Genomic DNA, 20,284 nt, shown 5'->3' on the forward strand with positions numbered 1-20,284 from the left:
ATGTTCATTACCTTCGAAGGACTTGACTTTTGCGGCAAGTCGACTCAAGTTAAGCTGCTCAAAGAATACCTGGAAAATAAAAACGAAAAAGTCCTGGTTATAAGAGAACCCGGCGGCACCGACATTTCCGAAAGTATCCGTTCTATTCTCCTGGACAAAAAAAACATCGGGATGTGCGACGAAACGGAGTTGTTGCTTTTCTCGGCAAGTCGGGCTCAACTGGTAAAAGAAAAAATTCTTCCCGCTCTCAAAAAAAATATTTGGGTGATTTCGGACAGATTTCACGATTCAACAATTGCCTACCAATCGTACGGCAGAGGCTTGCCCGGAGATTTTGTAGAAAAACTACAAAGTTTTGTAATAGGACAAGCTGTTCCGGCGCTAACTTTTTTTATCGATTTACCGGTCGATGAGGTCTTCAGAAGAATGTCGATTGTAAAAAAACACGAACTCGACAGAATCGAAACGTCGCAAAGAGAATTCTATGAAAACGTAAGAAAAGGTTATCTCCAACTTTCCCAAAAAGAGAAACGATTCAGAAAAATCGACGGCATGTTGACAATCGAAGAAATACACAAAATAATCATAGAAGAAATCGAAAAGAAGATTCGGGTAGAAGCATGAAAACGAAACGACAATTAATAATTGTTTTGTTACTTGCATTTTTGTTCAGCGGATTTTTCCGCAGCGACAGCGACATCTATTTTAAAATAAACAAAAGCATCGATATATTCGGACGGGTTTATAAAGAGCTATCGTTAAATTACGTAGACCCGATCGATCCCGAAAAGTTAATGCAGTCCGGCATAGAAGGCATGCTCGAATCGCTCGATCCCTACACAAACTTTATAGATGATGTTCATCAGAAGGATATCGATATAATTACAAAAGGCACATACGGCGGCATCGGAGCGACGGTCGGATTGCGTAACGACAATATAACAATTGTCGATTTGATCGAAGGATATTCGGCGCAACGGCAGGGGATGAGAATCGGAGACGTAATTATCAGGATCGATTCCGTGGATGTATCGAAAGATAATTATGAAACTCTGAGCGAACTGCTCAAAGGCGAACCCGGGACTTTGGTTACGGTTACTGTAAAACGGGAAGGTTCGAGCGAACCGATAGTGTTCAATCTGGTTAGAGAAGATATCGAAATAAAAAATTTATCGTACTACGGATTCTATCCGGAAAATTCAAATAATGCTTATCTGAAATTGAGCGGTTTTTCCCGCTCAGCCGGGGAAGAGGTAAAAAAAGCCTTGATTGAACTCGGCGGGAAAAAGGAGATCAAAAGTATCGTGCTCGATTTAAGAGGCAATCCGGGCGGATTGTTGAACGCCGCTATAGAAGTGGCGGAAAAGTTTTTGAAAAAAGGAGACTTGATTGTTTCGGTGGAAGGCAGAGACACGACCCAAATCAAAAAATATTATTCGGAGGAAGAGCCGATAGCCGGGGATATTAGAATGGCTGCGCTAATCGATCAGGGGTCCGCATCGGCTTCCGAAATAGTCGCGGGCGCATTGCAGGATCACGACCGCGCTGTTTTAATCGGAGAGAATTCATTCGGTAAAGGGTTGGTTCAAACTGTCGTTCCTCTTTCGTATAATACTTCTCTTAAAATTACTACGGCTCGATATTATACTCCGAGCGGACGTTCAATACAAAGGATTGATTATACTGATGAAAAAATTCTTCTGGAAAACCGAAAAGAGAAGAACGGAGTAATTTTTAAGACCGACAATAACAGAAAAGTTTATTCGGGCGGGGGAATAACGCCAGATTCGATAGTGGATAATACCACTAAATCCGACCTAATTCAAAATTTGTTGGCTGAAGGAATGTTCTTCCGTTTCGCGACTAATTTATTCAACAACAATATTAATACCGATTTCAAATCTTTGCCTGATAAATTCCTTATCGATAAATTCAAGGAATATTTGTTAAACAGTGATTTTAAATACGAATCGCCTTCCCTCCGTTTAATTAGAGAACTGTTGAAAAAGGCAAAGAGCGAAGGGCTTTCAGAGAATCTTATAGCGCTCTTGAAAAATGAAGAGAAGAATCAGGTTTCGGCGTTAGACGAGCAGATTGAAAAATACGGGAGCGAAATAGCCGGATTGATCAGGGAAGAGCTGCAAGCAAGAAGCAACGGAAGAGTCGCGCGTATAATCGAGTCTTTGAAGCACGATGCGCAATTCAATACGGCGCTATCCGTTCTGAATAACGAAAAATTGTATAAAAAATTGTTGAATCCTGATGTTAACTGAACTGCTTCTTATCTACTTGATTGCAATAGGCGCCGGCTTGCTGGGAGCGCTGGTGGGAATCGGGGGTGGAATAATTGTGGTCCCGGCGCTGACTTTGATTTTTAACATCCCCGTTCATTATGCGATAGCGGCAAGCCTTATATCTGTTATTGCCACCTCCGTCGCCGGGGCGAACAGATACGTCGAACAGGAAATTACTAATTTGAAACTCGGTATGTTTCTCGAAATCTTTACAACTACCGGAGCTCTTATCGGAGCATTCCTGGCGCTTATTCTACACGGATGGATATTGAGCGTAATCTTCGGCGCGCTCGTATTCGTAATGGCATTTTATTCTTTCAAAAACAGGGAAGAAAAAACAAATAATTCCGGTATTGATTACGAACCTGCTGAAAATGCTTTGTTGAATTTCGAAGATACGTTTTACGACAAAGCGGAAAAAAAGGCGGTCGAATATCGTGTGTTGCATCCGGTCAAAGGCGGATTTATTTCCATGCTTGCGGGAATCGGCTCCGGCTTGTTGGGTATTGGAGGAGGTATAATAAAAGTCTCGGTGATGAACGGATATATGAAAGTGCCGATGAAAGTTGCGGTTGCCACGAGTAAATTTATGATAGGAGTAACCGCCGCGGCTAGCGCCGTTTTGTATTTTCTAAACGGAGCGGTTAACTCGTTTATAGTGGCTCCGGTAGCTCTTGGCACAATTACCGGCGCCACTCTTGGAAGCATATTTATGAATCGAATCCCGACAAAATATATCAAAATAATCTTTATTGTCGTTGCCGGTTATCTGTCCGTTAGAATGATAATACGCGGCTTGTCAACCGGATTAAATTTAATGTGAGTCGATATGAATTTGAACAGGTATATATCGAAAGTATTATCGGCCGGGATATACATGACCGTATTTTTCTACCTTTGCGGAATTATTCTTGTGGTTGTTAACGGCAACGCCAAAGACTTTTTCTCGGTCGCAGGGATTGTTTCCTTAAAGGATTTCATCTCGAGATTAATTTCTTTCGACCCGGCGCCGTTTTTCTATCTCGGCACGCTTGTACTGATAACGACTCCGATATTAAGAGTTTTTTTTTCGTGTTACTACTTTTACAAAATAGGAGACAAGAAATTTTTCTTTATTACTATTGCCGTAGTTGTTATATTAGCGATGAGCATTTCCATAGGGCTGAGTTTTTCATTAAATCTCGGGTAGAAGGGGGTAGAGTTGAAGCGCTACAAAATTTTTATCGGCAAAGATCCGCAATATTCCAAATGTCCAAAATGTAATTCCCAATATACACTTCATCGCTCCAGGGCAAGAAATATGGCGGAGCAAATCGTCAAGAAAACGACATTTTATAAAATATACCGCTGCCGGGAATGCGGATGGCGCGGATATATGTCCACTATTGTTCTCGCGTCCGAATCGATTAAAGCGGTTCTTGTCTATGGAATTTTAATTCTCTTTACTGCTTATTTTGTGAGATTATTAATCGGCAGATTTATTGCGAATTAGTTCAAGCTTTTGAGGGAAAGATTAAATTCGAAGCCAGTTCATTATAAGAATTTATACGGCTTAAATCATGAATCTTAATTTTACTTCTGTTTTTAATAAGCCAATTAAGGGTAATCTTTAGTCTTTCCAAGTCTTGCTCGGTTATTTCTTTAAATAGTTCTACGGCGCCGTCGAAATAATCTTTTAAGATTTCGTCAAAATATTTATCGGATTCGGATATAAAATTCCGTATAAAAAGTTTTCCTTCGAGTAAAAGTAAATAGTCGTTTTTGTTCTCTCCGGCAATCTCAATCAAAGTCTTCGCTTTATTAACCGGTTCGCTCAATATCGAGGCTTTATGCAATTGCTTGAAAATCAAATTTATTACGTCTCTTATTTCCGCCGCTTCTTCGAATTTTTTTTCTTCGCTTAGCGCTTTCATCTTTTGCAATAACCTGTCAAGCGCAGACTGATTTTTCCCGCTCAAAAATTCGCGCGCCATTTCCAGTTCCTTATCGTATTCCTTCCGATCCTCGTTGACGCAGGGAGCTGTGCAGCGTTTTATGTCGAACAAATAACATTTTTTTTTCTTCGAGAATTCTTTCTCCTTGCATTCTCGAAGTTTGTAAGTTTTGTCGATGATTTCTTTAATCAGTCGAGCGATATCGCGGTTGGGATAAGGTCCGTAATAATCATTCCCGTCGAAGTCGAATTTGGTTGTTACTTCGACGACGGGGTAATTCTCCCGCGAGGTTACTCTTATAAAATAATTGCGGGTATATTTTTTCAATAATTTATTATAAGCGGGTTTATGTTTTTTAATCAGTTCGGCTTCGGCCAATAATGCAGTAAGCTCGGAATTTGTGCCCAGAAACTCAATCTTGTCGGCTTTCGTAACAATCTTTTTTGTTTTGCGGGGAGCATTGTTTACGAAATAATTGGATAATCTTTTTTTAAGAGATTTGGCTTTCCCGATATAAACCACATCTTCTTTTTTATTTTTGAAGAAATACACGCCGGGCGTATCGGGAATTTTAACGTAGTCGTCAGCCAGACTTTTTTTTATGATTCTATAGGATTTAGAGTTTGTCAGAGTTTGAAAGCGAATAAGATCCGATACCGTTTCGACATGATGTTCGTCAATTAGAAGGTCGAACATTTTTATTAATATTTTTGCCGTGGCCATCGCGTCGCCGAGTCCGGTATGTACTTTTCTGTGGCGAATTTTCAAATGCCTGGTGAGACTTCCGAGCGCTTTGCTGGGAAGTTCGGGATAAATACGTTTTGCCAGCTGTAATGTACAAACGGCGGGATTCTCCGGCATCTCAAGTCCTGTTTTTAAGCATTCGTATTTCAAGAAGGAATAGTCGAATTTGAGATTATGCGCTACAAGAACCGAATCGCCGAAGAAATCCAATATATCATTATATACGTCTTCAAAATAGGGAGCCTGCGCCACGTCGTCGTCGGTTATGCCGGTTAATCGGGTTATAAAAGGAGGTACTTGTCTGCCCGGATTTATATACGAAGAAAACGTATCGATAATTTTTTTATTCCTTATCTTTACAATTCCGATTTCGATAACTCTTTCGTTTCGCGCGGATACTCCTGTGGTTTCGAAATCGAATACGCAATATTCGGCTTTATCCAGTTTTATTTCCGTTAATTCCATGTCCCGCAAAATAATATATTGATTATTCGTCCGTCTGTTTTATATTGTAATTTACATTACTAAAATATACGGAGAAAATTTAATTGAAAAGACTATTCAGAAGACAAACCGAAAAGGCGGGGTTGCCGCCGGGCAGTCTTGTCTATACAGGTTACAAATCCGCAGAAAAAGTAAAAATAAAACTTATTCGATACAACGAATCCGATTACAGTGAATATGATATCGAAAACGTCGGCGAGCTCGAAAGCTTTAAAAATACAGAAGGTATTAAATGGGTAAATATTACCGGATTGCATCAGGTGGATATATTCGAAAGTTTCGAAAAAATGTTCGGCATTCATCTGCTTACCCTTGAAGACGTACTTAACGTCAACCAGCGTCCGAAATTCGACGACTATGACAATTATTTATTTGTTGTATTGAGAATGCTGAGTTTTAACAAGGGAACAAATGAAATTGACAACGAGCAATTAAGTCTTATAGTTACAAAAGAATTCGTATTTACGTTTCAGGAAAAAGAAGGCGATGTGCTCGATAATCTCAGAAACAGGATTAAAAACAACAAAAACAGAATTAGGCGTCTAGGAACCGACTATCTTGCATATTCGATTATCGATACGGTTATAGACCACTATTTTTATCTGCTCGAACAGATAGGCGAAAAAATCGAGGCGCTTGAAGAAAAAATGGTCAAAGAACCCGAAGACGGCAACGTCGAAGAAATTCATAAACTTAAAACCAATTTGATACTTGTAAGAAAATCGTCGTGGCCGGTAAGAGAAATGGTCGACAATATTTTGCAGAGCGAATCAGAATTGCTGAGCGACGTCACATATAATTATTATCGGGATGTGTACGACCACGTAATCCAGATTATCGATATAATCGAAACATACAGGGAAATGGTTGCGGCGGTCATGGATATCTATTTATCGAGCTTGAGCAATCGGATGAACCAGGTAATGAAAGTTCTTACAATTATTGCAACTATTTTTATACCCCTTACTTTTATAGCAGGCATCTACGGAATGAATTTCCGTTATATGCCCGAACTTGAACACCCGTACGGTTACCCGATTGTTTTGTTTGTAATGCTTGTTATCGGATTGTTTATGCTCTATTATTTCAGAAAAAAGCGTTGGTTATGAATCCGTAATTCTTTATAATTATTGTTCCGAATTTATTTTAAATTAAAAAAGAAAGTTATGAATATTAATATATTGTTTATAGGCGACATAGTAGGACAACCCGGGCTCGATATTGTTCAGATGTGGCTGCCCGGCTTACAAAAAAAATACAGAGCCGACCTTACGATCGTAAACGGCGAAAATGCCTCCGACGGGAAAGGGTGTACCGAAAAGGAAGCAAAGGCGCTCTTTGATCTCGGCGTCGATGTAATAACCGGCGGAAATCATACGTGGGATAAACATCAATCTCAGGAATATTTGCGTAAAGATAACCGCGTCATTAGACCTCTTAACTACCCCAAAGGCACTTACGGCAACGGTTACTACATTGCCGACACCAACAAGGGAAAAGTAGCGGTAATTAATTTGCAAGGCAGAGCCTTTATGGCTCCAATCGACTGCCCTTTCAGAACGAGTGAATGGGCGCTGTCAAAACTCGAGGGGACAACAAAGGTTATAATTGTCGATTTTCATGCGGAAGCTACCGCTGAAAAACTTGCAATGGCGAATTTCCTCGACGGAAAAATCTCCGCTTTAATCGGTACTCATACTCATATTCAAACTGCAGACGAAAGAATTTTTCCTAACGGCACGGGTTATATTACGGATTGCGGAATGACGGGTCCGTACGATTCGGTAATCGGCATGAAAACCGACGCGGCGATTAACCGCTTCCTTTATCAAACTCCTCAAAAATATCAGGTGGCGAAAGATAATGTGCATTTGTGCGGATTGTTTTTGAAGGTAGACGCTGATACGGGCAAGACAATTGAAATCGAGAGAATCCTTATTCCGGAATTTAATAAAACGGTTCCTGCAAATTAAATTCTCTTTTTTCTGCGTATTATTTTTCTCTTTGGAATGAAATGAATAATTTTCGAATGAGATTTTAAATAAATTGAGCGTTATTAAATGGCTGTTATATTAGACGGTAAAAAAATAGCATCGGATATCAAAGCCGAACTCAAAGAAAGCATTCGAAAACTGAAATCCGAAGGGAAAACGGTTCCGGGATTGGTTGCAATTCTGGTAGGCGATAATCCCGCCTCTAAAGTATATGTCTCCTCTAAAAGCAAAGATTGCGAAGAGATTGGCATAAAATCGAAAGTTGAATCATTACCCGAAGATACGACCGAAGATGAATTGCTTAATTTAATTCGAAAATATAACAACGATCCTGAATATCACGGAATTCTTGTTCAATTGCCTTTGCCGGGGCATATCGACGAAAATCGAGTAATCGAAACCATTGTCCCTTCGAAAGATGTTGACGGATTTCATCCGCAGAACGTTGGAAATCTTGTTATCGGAAAAGACACTTTCTATCCGTGCACTCCTTACGGCATAGTTGAAATTCTTAAAAGATATGATATCGAAACGAGCGGAAAACACGTCGTAGTGGTCGGCAGAAGCAATATAGTCGGCAAGCCGGTGGCAAACATGATGTTGCAGAAAAAAGAAGGAGCTAATTCGATTGTTACCGTATGTCATTCGGCCGCCAAAGACCTGTCGCGTTTTACTAAAGAAGCCGATATTCTGATTGCCGCCATAGGCAGACCTAAATTTATTAAAGCGTCAATGGTAAAGGAAGGCGCGGTTGTAATCGATGTCGGCATTAACAGAATTGAGGATAAAACTACTAAATCAGGATACCGGCTCGTAGGAGATGTGGATTATGAAGAAGTTTTTGAAAAAGCTTCATATATTACTCCGGTGCCGGGCGGAGTAGGGTTAATGACGCGCGCAATGCTATTACGCAACACTTTCGAAGCATACCAAAAGATAATGGGTAATTAATATGGAATCGAATCTTCTTGACAAAATAATTTCACAAGTGCTCGTTGAAAAATCGCTACAGGAATTTTATTGTAAAGGCGGAACATGCGAAGGCTGGGAGCGTAATGTAGTCGATCAGCCGATTGCAGTTAAAAATATTATCGACAACGGAGCCGACCGTATTGCCGCAGGTATGGGCGTAGGAGACGAAATTCCCGATAAGTCGATTGCGCGTATGATCGATCACACGCTTTTAAAACCGGAAACCACGCCCGACGATATAAAAAAATTATGCGAGGAAGCCAGGACATATCATTTCGCGTCGGTATGCGTTAATCCTTGTTTTGTTTCCTTATGCAGAGAGTTGCTGCAGGGCTCGGATGTTAAAGTTTGTACGGTTATCGGATTCCCGCTCGGAGCGACAACTACCGAAGTAAAAAGATTCGAGGCGGAGCAGGCATTGAAAAACGGAGCGCAGGAAATCGATATGGTTATCAACGTAGGTATGCTTAAACAGGGTAATTATGACTATGTCTTCAACGATATTAATCAGGTCGTGCTCGCGGCAAAAAAATACAACGCCGTATGCAAAGTTATTATCGAAACGGCTCTCCTTACCGATGAAGAAAAAGTTAAAGCATGTATAATAAGCAAAGAAGCCAAGGCTGATTTTGTAAAAACATCAACGGGATTCAGTAAAGGAGGCGCAACCGCAGGCGATGTTGCGTTGATGAAATACGTAGTAGGATCATCGGTAGGCGTGAAGGCGTCCGGGGGAATCAGAACTGCCGAGGACGCCATGTTGATGATTAAAAGCGGAGCCGACAGAATAGGCGCAAGCGCTAGCGTTAAAATCGTAAAAGGCGAATCGAATACAGGCGGCGGTTATTAATGGTTCTCGATTTAATCGTTTTGAAAACCGACGACGGCTACACTGCCGAAATTCCTTCTATGAAAGGTTGCGAAAGCTGGGCTCATTCCGAAGACGAGGCTATTGATAAAACTTTGGAACTCTTACGGTTTTATCTGCATGTTAAATCCGATTTTAAATTCAAAATAGACAGGGCAAGGAAAGAAGGAAATCAAATTGTTTATAAGGTAATCTTCAACAAAGATTTATGAGAAAATTTCGTACCGAAAGCAGAATAAAAAAAATTTCCGAAACGATCAGGAATCGTCAGTTTTCGCTTAGAGTCGTAATTGAAAATGTACACGACCCGCACAACGTAAGCGCAGTATTCAGAACGTGTGACGCGGTCGGAGTTCCGAAAGTTTCACTGATTTATACAGTGGAAGAATTTCCTAAAATAAGCAAGGTAACTTCGGCTTCGGCTAATAAGTGGATCGAAACCGAAAAATTCAATAGTATCCAAGAAGGTATCGACTCTCTACATAAGGAAGGCTTCAAAGTTTATGCAAGCTATCTCGATAAAAATGCAATCAATCTTTATGACCTCGATTTGACGGGCAAAGTAGCTCTGGTTTTCGGAAACGAACACAGAGGAATTTCCGAGGAGATGAAAGAACAAGCGGACGGACTTTTCTACATACCGATGTACGGAATGATTCAAAGTTTGAATATTTCGGTAGCCGCGGCAGTTACTCTTTACGAAGCTCAACGACAGAGAAAAGTAAAAGGAATGTACGACAAAAGCGAGCTCACCGAGGAAGAAATAAATAAACTTATCGACGATTGGTGCGAAAAATGATTCAAAAATTCGAAAAAGTAAATAAAATTAAAGGCGAACTTCGACTGCCTGGCGACAAGTCGATTTCTCACAGATCCGTAATGTTTGCTTCGATGGCTGAGGGCAAATCGCTGATCAAAAATTGCTCTAACTCCGCAGACGTTAATTCTACAATTGAATGTTTTAAAAAATTGGGCGCTCTTATAGAAAAGAAAGGCGAATTATTAATAGTCAACGGAGCGGGCAGCCGTAATTTCAAAGAACCCCCGTCTGAATTATATGCCGGCAATTCAGGCACAACGGCGCGTTTGATTACCGGTATTTTGGCGGCGCAGAATTTTAAAACGGTAATAACGGGAGACGAATCTCTTTCTAAACGGCCGATGAAAAGAATTATAGAACCGCTGAGTCGAATGGGAGCCGCAATCGAAGCCTCCGATACGGGAACTCTCCCCATTACAATTTATCCTTCGGATAATCTTCATGCTATTGAGTATGAATTGAAAGTACCGAGCGCGCAGGTTAAAAGCGCCGTCATTCTTGCGGCATTGCACCTGGAGCAAACAACGGTTATTTACGAGCCGGTTCCCACTCGAAATCATACCGAAATAATGCTCGGACTGGAAACAGAGTTATATAAGAACGGAAAAAAGATTTACGCTTCTGCAATAAATTATCCCGAGCCCTTTGAAATGACAGTCCCGTCGGATATATCCACGGCGGCTTTCTTTATTGCGCTTACTCTTCTTGTACCCGGTTCGGAGCTTGTCATAAAAAACGTTTCGTTAAACGAAACGCGTACGGGCATCCTTGCCGTATTGAAAATGATGGGCGCCAATATTTTGATTGAAAACGAAGCATCCGAAAACGGAGAAAAAACGGGCGACATCCGCATTTTATCGAGCGATCTTGTGAATACTGAAATCTCGGAAGAAATCATTCCAAACATCATCGACGAAATCCCGATATTATCCGTAGCCGGAGTTTTTGCGGAAGGAAACTTCAGAATAAACCATGCAAAAGAATTACGATATAAAGAATCCGACCGGATAGCCGCGCTTTGCAGCAATTATAAAAAACTCGGACTCGACGTTGAAGAATTCGAAGACGGTTTTGAAGTAGGCGGAAATATTAAGAATAACCATGTCTTATTCGAAAGCTATGGAGACCACCGCATAGCTATGGCGTTTGCCGTTATGTCGATGGCGCTCGAACGGGGCGGGAGCGTAAACGAATTTGAATCTGTCGCCGTTTCAAATCCCGATTTTCTTAAACAATTAAATGAGATTGTCGCGTAATTACAGCTCGAGTATTTGATGCTCGAATTTATTAATCGACAATTCGTTATAAATCCATCTGAGTATGTCGAGTCCGTATTTATTGGCAAAGTAGGTAAAATTCAATTCCCGTTCCTGTAGATTTTCATTCGGATATAAAACGTTTTGTATCTTATTGAGTTGCCTTATCGTTACCTCGTGCTTCCTTCTTTCGGCGTCGTTGGCTTTTGTTCTTAAGTTCTTCAAACTTTCGTTGATCCGATTCCCGGTCTTTTCGGTTAAATCGAGCATCGTTTTGTCGATCGCGCTAAGATGTTTTCCCAGTTCGTTTAGAACGGCGCTAATTTTTTCCTGAGCGTCTTCAAAGAGAGCGTCGATATTGTTGCCGCTGTTTCGGGCAATTATCTTTTCAATTAAATCTTCCTGCGGACTGAATGCCTCTTCTATTTTCAACTGATATTTATTCAACAGAGATTGTATGTTATTTTCAAGAATCGTCGCTGAAGCTCTCGGGTATATATACGGCGAGATAATCCCGAAAAAATTATATAAAGGCGTCAACTGTGCAAAGTAACTTATTTCGGCAGGTCCAGCTATATAGAAACCCGTAGGCAAAAGGTAATCCTGGCATATCGGTCTCAATAACACATTGGGGCTGAAACGTTCCGGAGCAAATTCCAGCTGCGCAGTCATATCGTCGTATGAAAATTTTTTCCTTCTGCCTTTTAACCGGAAGCCTTCGTCTGTCGGTTCTATAGAAAGTCTTTCGTTTTCGTCGAGGTAAAAAAGATTTACAGGTTTAACTTTTACCTGAGCGTGGTAAATCTCTTCCAGTTCGGCGCTGCGCTCGACCAATGAAACGGTATGCTCTTTATAGTCGCTTAGTTCTTTCTTGAATACCGGAGTTAATAATTTTTTTACTTCCGGATCGGAAGGATTAAATACAACCAATCCGTACTCGTCGAATAATCGGATTAGTAAATTCCTGAAGCTTTCCAAAAAAGTGGCGTCGGGTTGATAAAACGATTTGAGCAAATCCATTAATGTCATTTTAAACTCCGATTCACGGAGAGAAGAAGATAATTCTTCCAGCAGTTTCCTTAGATTGTCGTTAAATTTTATATTGCCCACGCTCCCTCTGTTAACGGCTTCGTCGAGTCCGTCGTCGTACATGAGAGTCCTGAGCGAATTATCCCGGTCGAGTATATTAATTTTTCTTACTTCGTCGAAATCGTGGTCGTCGGCTTCCAACCAGAATACGGGAACGAAATTGAATTTATCGTATTTATCATTTAAGTATGTCGCCAGTTTGATGGCTGTAATAGTCTTGTAAAACGTATAAAGCGGTCCTCCGAAAATACCCAATTGCTGTCCGGTAACAATCGCTATTGTATTTTTCGAATTTAGTTCCTCTATGTTGGAAAGCGTAAGTTTCGAAGCGCGGATGTTTTTGTACTGTTCTTTGATTATTTCCGTTACTTTTTCTCTGTGTGGTCGTTCGTATGAATGAAGAGAATCGAATAGCTTTTGATATCCCTGTTCGTCGCGAAAGTTTTTGCCGTAAAATTTTTCTACGTTTTCGAATTCATAAAGATAATCGAGAAATAAATTCGGATGTCCGGGTATGTCCGAATAATTTATGTACATTATTGACCTCAGACTTAATGAAAAATATTTTATATTTGTCGAAGTAATAATATGAAGATTTTACAGTGTCAAAATAATAAAAAATCCAATAGACTAAAATCGATAATTTGATAAGGGGGAACTTAATGTCGCGGGAATTTATTATCTCCGTAGACCTCGGAGGAACAAAAATATTGACTGCTCTGGTCGATAAAGATAATAATATCGTATCGCGTATAAAAATTCCTACTTCTTTGAAAAAAGGAGCGGACGGTTTGGTCGACTCGATCTCCGAGTCGGTAACAGCGATAATAAGGGAAAATAGCCTGACCGAAAAAAATATTAAAGCCGTGGCAATGGGCGTACCCGGTACGGTTAATCCCTTTACTGGAATAATAGATACCGCTCCGAATCTCGGGATCAATAATTTCAATATAAAAGAAGCTCTCTCTTCAAAAATTTCGATGCCCGTTTTGATTGAAAACGACGTTAATCTGGCAGGACTGGGAATCAAGAAATTCGAGTTCGGGGATGAAGTGAAGAATATGCTGGTGGTGTTTATCGGAACGGGAATAGGAGGCGCTCTGTTCTTCGACGGTAAAATCTACAGAGGTTCCAGTTTCTACGCCGGCGAAATTGGTCATATGCTGGTTGACAAAAAAGGCGCGTTTGCCACAAAACCCAAAAGAAGAACTTTCGAAAAGACTGCCAGCAGAACTGCAATTGAGGAAACTATTATTAAAGAAATCCGTAAGGGAAAGGATTCGATACTAAGAAAGTACGTAGAATCCGGAAAGAAATTAAAAAGCAAAGTATTGCTCGAGGCGTTAAAAAAGCAGGATAAATTGACGGTGAAGGTTCTGTCGAAAGCGGCGACAGTTACGGGTACTGTACTCGGTAGTTTAACAACTTTACTGAATTTCGATACCATTGTTCTGGGGGGCGGGGTAGTGGAGGCAATGGAGGACTTTATACTCCCGATTATTAAAGCCTCGTTTTACAACGGCGTTTTACCGGCTCCGGGTAAGATTGTCGAAATAAGAGCTACTAAATTGGGGGACGACGCTGCAATCTACGGCGGTATTGCCCTGGCGGAGGAATTCCTGAAATAATAATTTACCCGAGTTGTTCTTTGTATTTTTCTTCAATCGATTCAAGCTGAGTAGATAATTCCGTCCATTCTTCGAAAGACAGTTCGAGCTCTTTTTTAATGTTATTATAAGCGATGTTTTTTTCTTTTAAGAATTCCGGATTGTTAAATGTCTTGGGGTCGGCCAGTTCTTTTTCCAATTCAAGTTTAGTTTGCTCGAGTTCGTTTATTCTTTCTTCGCAATGGTATAATCTTTCCCTTAATTCTTTTGTTTCTTTATATTTTAATTGACGCAGCTCGGCTTCTTTTCTTTTGGTTTCTTTTCTGAGCGATTTGTTGGACTGATTCTGTCCTGCAGATTCTTCGAACGCTCGTTCTTCTTCTTTTTTCGATAAATAATAATCGATGCCGCCGTAATGAACTCTGAGGGATTTGTCTCTTAATTCATAAACCTTGTTAATTATCGGTTTCAGAAAATCAATATCGTGGGATACGATTATCAATGTGCCTTTGAAATCCGCCAGAGCGTTTTGCAGAATTTCTTTGGATGAATAATCGAGATGGTTCGTCGGTTCGTCGAGAATTATAACATTGCTTTTTGTAAGCAGGAGACGCGCCAAAGCGAGCCTGCTTTTTTCTCCGCCCGAGAGAACTTTCACTTTCTTAAATATCGAATCCCCCGTAAAAAGGAACGAACCGAGCAACGACCTTAATTGACCCGGAGTCAGTTCGTCGTTTACCGTTTGCAATGAATCGATCAGGTCGTCTTCTCCATTTAAAGATTCGGTAACTTCCTGTTCGTAGTAGGAGACTATTGTGTTATGTCCGTAAATTACTTCCCCGGAAGAGGGCTCAATTCTTTTGGCAATTACTTTTGCTAACGTAGTTTTGCCGGCTCCGTTGGGACCGACAATTGCAATTTTTTCTCCACGTTCTATTTTGACGTCAATATTTTCGAGCACTTTTAAGACGCCGTACGATTTTGAAATCTTTTTTAATTCAACGGGAATTGCGCCGCTCTGTTCCACTTCGGGAATACGGAAATTTATATGTTTTTCGTCGTCTTCGAGCTCGACCCTTTCGAGTTTTTCCAATTGCTTTATGCGGCTTTGGACCTGTCGAGCTTTTGTAGCTTTATACCTGAATCTTTCGATAAAGCGTTCTGTTTCTTTGATTTTCTTTTCGAGATTTTTTTCAGCTTCTTTTAATTGTATTTCTCTTTCTTTACGAAATCTTAAATATTGATCGTATGTGCCGGGGAAAAAATTAATTTTTCTGTTAAATATTTCGAGAGTTTTGTTTGTAACGTTATTAATAAAATGTCTGTCGTGCGAAACGATTATCAAAGCGCCGCGGTAATTTTTAAGAAAGCCTTCTAACCACATTAATGTGTCGATGTCAAGGTGATTCGTCGGTTCGTCGAGAAGTATTAAATCGTTTTCTCCCAATAAAATCTTAGCCAATTGAATTCTCATTTGCCATCCGCCCGAAAACTCTTCGGTTCTGCGATTGAAATCGGTATTTTTGAATCCCAAGCCCGTAAGTACTTTTTCGGCTCTCGCTTCAAGCGAATAATAATCGTTTTGCTCCTTAAGATGATGTATCTCTCCCAACTCCTCAATAAGCTCCTTTTTTTCCGCTTCGGTTATGTCGGCGGATTCCAATTGAGAAATTATCGACGCTTCTTTTTCTTCGAGTTGTTTAATGTCGGGCATCGAGGATTTTACTTCTTCAAGAAGCGTTCTTTCCTTGAATCTTATCAAATCCTGAGGCAAGTAACCGATTCTTGTCCCTTTTTGAATAAGTACTTTGCCGGTTTCAGGCAGTTCCAATCCGCATATTATTTTCAACAAGGTGGACTTGCCCTTGCCGTTGGAACCGACAAGAGCAATTTTATCGTCTCGATTGATTTTAATATTTACGTCTTCGAATAAGTTGTCGCCCGTAAATTGAACGGATAAATTTATTATGTCAATCATAAATTCTTATTTCCGAATAACTGCTACTTTGGACACCGCCACATTATTGGCGTCTCTGTCGTACGCTACAATAATATATATTCCGGAGGAGACGTAATTGCCGTCGTTGTCTCTGCCGTCCCAGTATGCAATTCTTCCTCCGGGGGCTTTGAAGTCTCTTATCAGTTTGTTATTGATATCTATTATTTTTATATAGGAATCGTCGATTAACCCGTCGATTGTCAGAGTGTTTTCGGCGGAATTATTGACGACAAAAGGAGACGGATAAACGAAAATCTCTCCGAAAGATTCGGCGGGCTGTAAAAATGTAGTTTCGATTTTTACAAGTCCGTAATCTGTGCCCGCATAAACAATCCCTCTCTTTTTATCGATTGTAATTGAACGTATCATGTCGTCGGGCAGGGGACTGTTGAGAGACGTAAAATAATTGATAACTTCGAATCCGTCGGATGAAAGCTGCAATAAACCTTTGTTTGTGCCTACCCATTTTTGATCCACGGCGTCGACGGCTATCGAAGTTACCGAAAGTCCCCTGAGAGAAGGGATGGAGATATTTAGCACCGAAGGATTTGAGGGATCCGGTATAATGTTCATACCGAGACTTGTGCCCACCCACAATTGTCCTCTGTTATCGACTTTGAGCGCCGTTATTGTGTTCGTAAGAAGTCCGTTTAATTGACTGATATAGCCCTGTTTGTCGTCGTTTGTGTTTGAGAAAGTTCCGTTTTCGTTATAGTAATAGAGACCGATTCTTCCCGAAAACAAACGGAACCATTTAGTATCGAACTGGTCGATTTCCAACTCGTATGCCAAATCGTTCGAAGACAGCAACGGTTTTGTGAACGAATAGCCGTACCAGTTGCCGTCGGTTGTCAGAACGTAAAGCTGCTGCAGGAAAGTGTTCTGAAGGTTTGTCAGCCAGACGTTGCCTTTGGAATCTTCTTCCATATCTGTGATTACAACAAAATTCGGATCGTTCGGGACTCCCGCCAACGGACTGTTTGAGCTGTTGTAAGCCGTGAGCGCTCCATCCTTATAAACGGCAAAACCTCTTCCCCAGGTGCCTAAGTATACTGCATTTGAAGTTCTTGAAGCGCGCACGCTGAAAACGTCGTTGGTTTGAAGCGAGGGAAATTTCTGATAATTCACTACGTCCCACCGGTTGCCGTCGAATACCATAGCTCCGATGCCTTGCCCGTCTTTTCCTGTGGCAATCCACAGGTTGCCATCAAGGTCTACGTCCATATTTAAAAACGAATTGCTTGGCGGGTTGTCCGGCTTTATTATTCTTTCGATTCCGTTGTCAAGTTCAATTACGCCTGCCGTTGTGCCAATATAGATATTCCCGTTATAAACCGTGACCGATTTAAAATCATAAGAATTATTGTTGTAGATTAACGATTCATTCGAACCGTCGTAGAGGTAAATCGAATTTTTTGTGGCTGCGTATATAAGACTGCCGTCCACGTAAACGTCGACAACGGGAACAGTTTGCAAAGTTAAAATATCCCAGGATGAATTGAATTCGTAAACGCCGTTGTCGGTAGCCGCAATTACTCTATTGTTATAGATATCGAATTTTCGAATCGTACCGAAGAAGCCCGAAGACGGCGACGAATAATTATCCCATGACTCGGGCGCGACAAGATTAATTGTCCCCGGTTTTTGAACTGCAATACCGGAGGAAGTAGCCGTAAAAATTCTCTCTTTTTTGATTACCGCATTTACGTTAATTTCCGTGGAAAAATTTCCGAATTTTGTAAAAGTGTCGTAAAGCGAATAATTATTTTTATTAATCAATACAACGCCGAAAGAAGTGGCTACGAAAATTGTGTCGCCTCTGGCATAAAGATTATTTACTCTTTTTTGAGATTTATCGGACTTATATATATCGAGGATGTTTTTTGTCTCGCCGTTTTCAGTGTCGTAAAAAATTACATAACCCTCTTCTGTGCCGAACCAAATGTTCTTATCGGAATCGACTAAAATCGAAGTGAAATTCTGACTGTTGAGCTTGTCGGCTTTGTTTACGATTACGAACGAAGAATCGCTAGGATTGAACAAGTAAGCTCCTCCGGTTGTGGCAACCCATACTCCTTCATCGGACGTAGTTAGATCGACCACATTATCCATATTAGCATAGACTTCCCAGTTTAATATGTTCTGGGCGTAGATATTCACACAAACAAACAAGAATAACAAAAGGCTTTGGGTTAATCTAAACATATTTTACCGCAAGTTATTATAATTGATAATAAAAGATAATATTTAAACTACATAATTGCATTTAACGAGAAAAAAATAGGAAATGAAAAAAAGATCAGAAATCAAGCGGTGTTCCTGTGAAGCATTTTTCTCATGGCGTCGAGATGGTTCGGAGCTAAATTGAATTTACCCAGATTGTCTTCGTCGTTTTTTTTACCACCGTGAAAATCCGAGCCTCCGCTTTCCAGAAGACAATATTGATTTACGATGCCTTTATAAAACCCGATTTGATTGTCGTTATGGCTAGGATGAATTACTTCAATGCCGTCGAGACCCGCTTCGATAATATTGACAAGAATCGATTCCTTGATGAAACCCGGATGAGCGATAAACGAAAGTCCGCCGGCGTCTTCAATCAGTTTCAAAGCGCTTTGCGGTGAGAAATGAATTTTCCTTTCGTATGCGGGTCCTTTGTCGCCGATATATTTTTCGAACGCTTCGAAGTAATTGTCGATAATTCCGAGGTCGACCAGCGTATAAGCAATATGGGGCCTGCCGATGGCGGAATTTTGAGCTCTGTCAATAACGTCGTCGATTTTAATATTCATTCCGAGATTTCTCAGCTTGTCGACAATCCTTTTGGCGCGGTGGTAGCGTTCTTCTTTGAAAAAAGCGAGATATTTTTTCAGCTCTTCGTTTTTATAGTCGATAAAGTAAGCCAGTAAATGAACTTCAACATTGTCGATGTCGGTGCTTATTTCGAGTCCCGGAATTACTTCTACTCCGAGATCTTTTCCGCATACAATAGCTTTTTCCAATCCGTCGATCGTGTCGTGATCGGTAATGCTGATTGTGCGCAAACCTTTTTCGTAAGCCATTTGAACAATTTCCTCGGGCGAATAGGCGCCGTCCGAGTAGGTAGTATGTATATGCATGTCAATCATATTAGCCGTATAGTTCCTTGAATTTTTCGTAGTCTACAATTCTTATATTCGGTCCGTCGATCTCGATCAAACCTTTTTTGGCAAAAGAATGGAGAGTTCTTGAGATTGTTTCTCTCGAAGTGCCCGCCATATTTGCAATATCCTGTTGAACGGGCAATTTTTCGAGTTCGACTTTGCCTTGTTTTATTTTGCCGATACTTTCGGCAAGTTCGAGTAAGACCGTCGCCACTTTACCTTCGGCGTCTTTGAGCGAGAGCGCTTTTATTTTAACGTCGGCAGACCGAAGGCGGCGCGTGAGTTCTTCGAGAAGCGCCAGGGCTACGTCGTGATGCTCCTTGAGCAATTCGATAAATTCGTTCCTCTGTATAATAAAAATCTCCGAGTCTTCGATTGCTGTAACCGTAGCCGACCTGGCTTGTCCGTCGAGAATTGCCATCTCGCCGAAAAAATCATTCTCCGAGAGTATCGACAGGATAACTTCTTTGCCGTCCTCGCTCGTACGCGATACTTTGACTTTGCCACTCAGAATAATGAACAGCGCAGTGCCGGATTCGTCTTCTTTCAATATTACTTCATTCCTGGAATATATCTTACGAGCGCCGGAAATTTCAATACTTTTTAGAGTGTCATCAGGCAAATTCGAAAAAATCGGCACGTATCTAAGGAAACTCCCCGCCTCCATATCCCTTCCCGAAGTTAATTTAAGAATGATTTTATAAAAATAACTTTTTATAAATCATTTGACAAGTAATTTTATATGTTGTAAAAGTAAGGAAAATAATATAAACGGATTGTATATCCATTATTTGAATTTAATAAAAAACAAGCCGTTTTCCTAAATTAATTAGAACTAATGTTCGCTTTGGTTTAACTAAAACGGTTAATCTAAAAATACTATTAAAAAATTACAGAATCTTAACGCCTCTAAATTGAAAAAGGGGAGATAATTGGTGTAAATTCATTTTTAGTTGAAAATAAAAAAGAGAGACTCCTGAAAAATTAGTAATTTTTGGTTTAGGCAACTAAAAAAACTAAAAGGAGTCTCTTATGCAAAATACAAATAATAGGAACAAAA

The 20,284-nt window shown here is 40.5% G+C and carries 19 protein-coding genes; 13 read left to right on the forward strand and 6 right to left on the reverse strand.

What is annotated here, in order from left to right:
• Genes tmk through ACOYVE_RS08830 form a run of 5 tightly spaced genes read left to right on the forward strand, consistent with a single transcriptional unit; the run spans position 1 to position 3,786 of the window.
• Positions 1 to 624, forward strand: a complete 624-nt coding sequence (gene tmk / locus ACOYVE_RS08810) for a dTMP kinase (RefSeq protein ID WP_422881571.1) — start codon at positions 1 to 3, stop codon at positions 622 to 624.
• The gene (locus ACOYVE_RS08815) at positions 621 to 2,273 is read left to right on the forward strand and encodes a S41 family peptidase (RefSeq protein WP_422881573.1); all 1,653 of its coding nucleotides are present in this window, start codon (positions 621 to 623) and stop codon (positions 2,271 to 2,273) included. The genes tmk and ACOYVE_RS08815 overlap by 4 nt, the downstream gene beginning before the upstream one ends.
• The gene (locus ACOYVE_RS08820) at positions 2,263 to 3,117 is read left to right on the forward strand and encodes a sulfite exporter TauE/SafE family protein (RefSeq protein WP_422881575.1); all 855 of its coding nucleotides are present in this window, start codon (positions 2,263 to 2,265) and stop codon (positions 3,115 to 3,117) included. The genes ACOYVE_RS08815 and ACOYVE_RS08820 overlap by 11 nt, the downstream gene beginning before the upstream one ends.
• A gap of 6 nt (positions 3,118 to 3,123) precedes the next feature.
• The gene (locus ACOYVE_RS08825) at positions 3,124 to 3,483 is read left to right on the forward strand and encodes a DUF1634 domain-containing protein (protein WP_422881577.1); all 360 of its coding nucleotides are present in this window, start codon (positions 3,124 to 3,126) and stop codon (positions 3,481 to 3,483) included.
• A gap of 12 nt (positions 3,484 to 3,495) precedes the next feature.
• A complete protein-coding gene (locus ACOYVE_RS08830; RefSeq protein ID WP_041356045.1) occupies positions 3,496 to 3,786 on the forward strand; it encodes a hypothetical protein in 291 nt (96 codons plus the stop codon).
• 1 nt (position 3,787) lies between these two features.
• Here the strand turns inward: ACOYVE_RS08830 and ACOYVE_RS08835 are convergent, their stop codons facing one another.
• Positions 3,788 to 5,437, reverse strand: coding sequence for an exonuclease domain-containing protein (locus ACOYVE_RS08835; protein WP_422881578.1), 1,650 nt, complete (start codon positions 5,435 to 5,437; stop codon positions 3,788 to 3,790).
• A gap of 83 nt (positions 5,438 to 5,520) precedes the next feature.
• Here ACOYVE_RS08835 and corA point away from each other — a divergent pair, with 83 nt between their 5' ends.
• From corA to aroA, 7 genes are all read left to right on the forward strand, one after another.
• Positions 5,521 to 6,585 carry a magnesium/cobalt transporter CorA gene (gene corA / locus ACOYVE_RS08840; protein ID WP_422881579.1) on the forward strand — a complete coding sequence of 355 codons (1,065 nt, stop codon included), beginning with the start codon at positions 5,521 to 5,523 and terminating at the stop codon, positions 6,583 to 6,585.
• Positions 6,586 to 6,642: 57 nt separating this feature from the next.
• Positions 6,643 to 7,449 carry a TIGR00282 family metallophosphoesterase gene (locus tag ACOYVE_RS08845; RefSeq protein WP_014856572.1) on the forward strand — a complete coding sequence of 269 codons (807 nt, stop codon included), beginning with the start codon at positions 6,643 to 6,645 and terminating at the stop codon, positions 7,447 to 7,449.
• Between the two features lie 87 nt (positions 7,450 to 7,536).
• Positions 7,537 to 8,421: a bifunctional methylenetetrahydrofolate dehydrogenase/methenyltetrahydrofolate cyclohydrolase FolD gene (gene folD, locus ACOYVE_RS08850; RefSeq protein ID WP_014856573.1), complete on the forward strand. Its 885-nt coding sequence runs from the start codon at positions 7,537 to 7,539 to the stop codon at positions 8,419 to 8,421.
• A gap of 172 nt (positions 8,422 to 8,593) precedes the next feature.
• Complete coding sequence (gene deoC / locus ACOYVE_RS08855; protein WP_041356505.1) at positions 8,594 to 9,292, forward strand: deoxyribose-phosphate aldolase; 699 nt, start codon at positions 8,594 to 8,596, stop codon at positions 9,290 to 9,292.
• Positions 9,292 to 9,522 carry a type II toxin-antitoxin system HicB family antitoxin gene (locus ACOYVE_RS08860; protein ID WP_014856575.1) on the forward strand — a complete coding sequence of 77 codons (231 nt, stop codon included), beginning with the start codon at positions 9,292 to 9,294 and terminating at the stop codon, positions 9,520 to 9,522. The genes deoC and ACOYVE_RS08860 overlap by 1 nt, the downstream gene beginning before the upstream one ends.
• Positions 9,519 to 10,109: a TrmH family RNA methyltransferase gene (locus tag ACOYVE_RS08865; RefSeq protein WP_014856576.1), complete on the forward strand. Its 591-nt coding sequence runs from the start codon at positions 9,519 to 9,521 to the stop codon at positions 10,107 to 10,109. Before ACOYVE_RS08860 ends, ACOYVE_RS08865 begins: the two co-directional genes overlap by 4 nt.
• Positions 10,106 to 11,386, forward strand: a complete 1,281-nt coding sequence (gene aroA / locus ACOYVE_RS08870; RefSeq protein WP_422881581.1) for a 3-phosphoshikimate 1-carboxyvinyltransferase — start codon at positions 10,106 to 10,108, stop codon at positions 11,384 to 11,386. The genes ACOYVE_RS08865 and aroA overlap by 4 nt, the downstream gene beginning before the upstream one ends.
• Here the strand turns inward: aroA and bshC are convergent, their stop codons facing one another.
• Positions 11,387 to 13,012 carry a bacillithiol biosynthesis cysteine-adding enzyme BshC gene (bshC, locus tag ACOYVE_RS08875; RefSeq protein WP_422881583.1) on the reverse strand — a complete coding sequence of 542 codons (1,626 nt, stop codon included), beginning with the start codon at positions 13,010 to 13,012 and terminating at the stop codon, positions 11,387 to 11,389. It lies immediately after the preceding gene.
• Between the two features lie 125 nt (positions 13,013 to 13,137).
• Between bshC and ACOYVE_RS08880 the strand changes: the two genes are divergently transcribed.
• Positions 13,138 to 14,103, forward strand: a complete 966-nt coding sequence (locus tag ACOYVE_RS08880; protein WP_014856579.1) for an ROK family protein — start codon at positions 13,138 to 13,140, stop codon at positions 14,101 to 14,103.
• Between the two features lie 4 nt (positions 14,104 to 14,107).
• Here the strand turns inward: ACOYVE_RS08880 and ACOYVE_RS08885 are convergent, their stop codons facing one another.
• The 4 genes from ACOYVE_RS08885 to ACOYVE_RS08900 form a co-directional block, all read right to left on the reverse strand.
• A complete protein-coding gene (locus ACOYVE_RS08885) occupies positions 14,108 to 16,060 on the reverse strand; it encodes an ABC-F family ATP-binding cassette domain-containing protein (RefSeq protein WP_422881585.1) in 1,953 nt (650 codons plus the stop codon).
• 6 nt (positions 16,061 to 16,066) lie between these two features.
• On the reverse strand, positions 16,067 to 18,286 hold the full coding sequence (locus ACOYVE_RS08890) for a two-component regulator propeller domain-containing protein (RefSeq protein WP_081489498.1): 2,220 nt from the start codon (positions 18,284 to 18,286) through the stop codon (positions 16,067 to 16,069).
• 101 nt (positions 18,287 to 18,387) lie between these two features.
• Positions 18,388 to 19,209 carry a PHP domain-containing protein gene (locus ACOYVE_RS08895; protein WP_157867375.1) on the reverse strand — a complete coding sequence of 274 codons (822 nt, stop codon included), beginning with the start codon at positions 19,207 to 19,209 and terminating at the stop codon, positions 18,388 to 18,390.
• A gap of 1 nt (position 19,210) precedes the next feature.
• Positions 19,211 to 19,891, reverse strand: a complete 681-nt coding sequence (locus tag ACOYVE_RS08900) for a Crp/Fnr family transcriptional regulator (protein ID WP_014856583.1) — start codon at positions 19,889 to 19,891, stop codon at positions 19,211 to 19,213.
• Positions 19,892 to 20,284: the final 393 nt, after the last annotated feature.

The organism is Melioribacter sp. (assembly GCF_049325435.1).
Classification (GTDB): domain Bacteria; phylum Bacteroidota; class Ignavibacteria; order Ignavibacteriales; family Melioribacteraceae; genus Melioribacter; species Melioribacter roseus.